This is a genomic window from Cyclobacterium qasimii M12-11B (genome assembly GCF_000427295.1).
Taxonomy (GTDB): domain Bacteria; phylum Bacteroidota; class Bacteroidia; order Cytophagales; family Cyclobacteriaceae; genus Cyclobacterium; species Cyclobacterium qasimii.
On the sequence record NZ_ATNM01000124.1, the window covers coordinates 1 to 686 of the forward strand.

Here is a 686-nt window from a genome sequence, read left to right on the forward strand (position 1 = left end):
ACTTGAGCTAGCTGGTGTAGCTGATATCCTTTCTAAGTCTTTAGGTTCTAACACACCGATCAACATGATTCGTGCAACACTTCAAGGTTTAAGTGAACTTAAACGTGCTGAAGACGTTGCGAAGCTTCGTGGAAAAATCTGTAGAAGAACTGTTAGGATAAGGAGGGAACATTAATGGCTAAATTAGAAATTACCCTCAAACGAAGTGTAATCGGTCGCCCGGAAGACCAACGCGTTACTGTAAGAACACTTGGTTTAAAGAAAACAAACCAAACTGTTGTTCATGAAGACAACGCTGCGATCCGTGGTATGATTAATAAAGTATCTCATTTAGTTTCTGTTAAAGAACAATAAAAATATTTGATCGGATAAGGAGGTGTCCTAATGAAACTTCATGAATTAAAACCTTCAGAAGGTTCACGCAAAACGCGTAATCGCGTAGGTCGTGGTATTGGTTCTGGCAACGGTAAAACAGCTGGTAAAGGTCACAAAGGTCAAAACGCTCGTTCTGGCGGCGGTGTACGCCCTGGATTCGAGGGGGGACAAATGCCTTTATTCCAACGTCTTCCTAAACGCGGTTTCACTAACATCAACCGCAAGGAATACGCTGTAGTCAACCTAGACAAATTGAACGGTTTTTGCAGAAGGAACGGAAGTCACTCCTGAACTTCTTCTAGAGACTGGTG

3 protein-coding genes are annotated in these 686 nt (G+C 42.4%); all 3 read left to right on the top strand.

What is annotated here, in order from left to right:
* Positions 1-175, top strand: a 175-nt coding sequence (locus ADICYQ_RS31265; protein WP_498366134.1) for a hypothetical protein, incomplete at its 5' end; no start/stop codon positions are given.
* Positions 175-354: a 50S ribosomal protein L30 gene (gene rpmD, locus ADICYQ_RS31270; protein WP_003156497.1), complete on the top strand. Its 180-nt coding sequence runs from the start codon at positions 175-177 to the stop codon at positions 352-354. The genes ADICYQ_RS31265 and rpmD, both read left to right, overlap by 1 nt.
* A gap of 30 nt (positions 355-384) precedes the next feature.
* On the top strand, positions 385-666 hold the full coding sequence (gene rplO, locus ADICYQ_RS31275) for a 50S ribosomal protein L15 (protein ID WP_498366133.1): 282 nt from the start codon (positions 385-387) through the stop codon (positions 664-666).
* The last annotated feature ends 20 nt before the right edge of the window (positions 667-686 follow it).

Bases quoted from the DNA above. Each gene is read 5' to 3' on its own strand.
- rpmD (WP_003156497.1), top strand. From the start codon at position 175: ATGGCTAAATTAGAAATTACCCTCAAACGAAGTGTAATCGGTCGCCCG.
- rplO (WP_498366133.1), top strand. From the start codon at position 385: ATGAAACTTCATGAATTAAAACCTTCAGAAGGTTCACGCAAAACGCGT.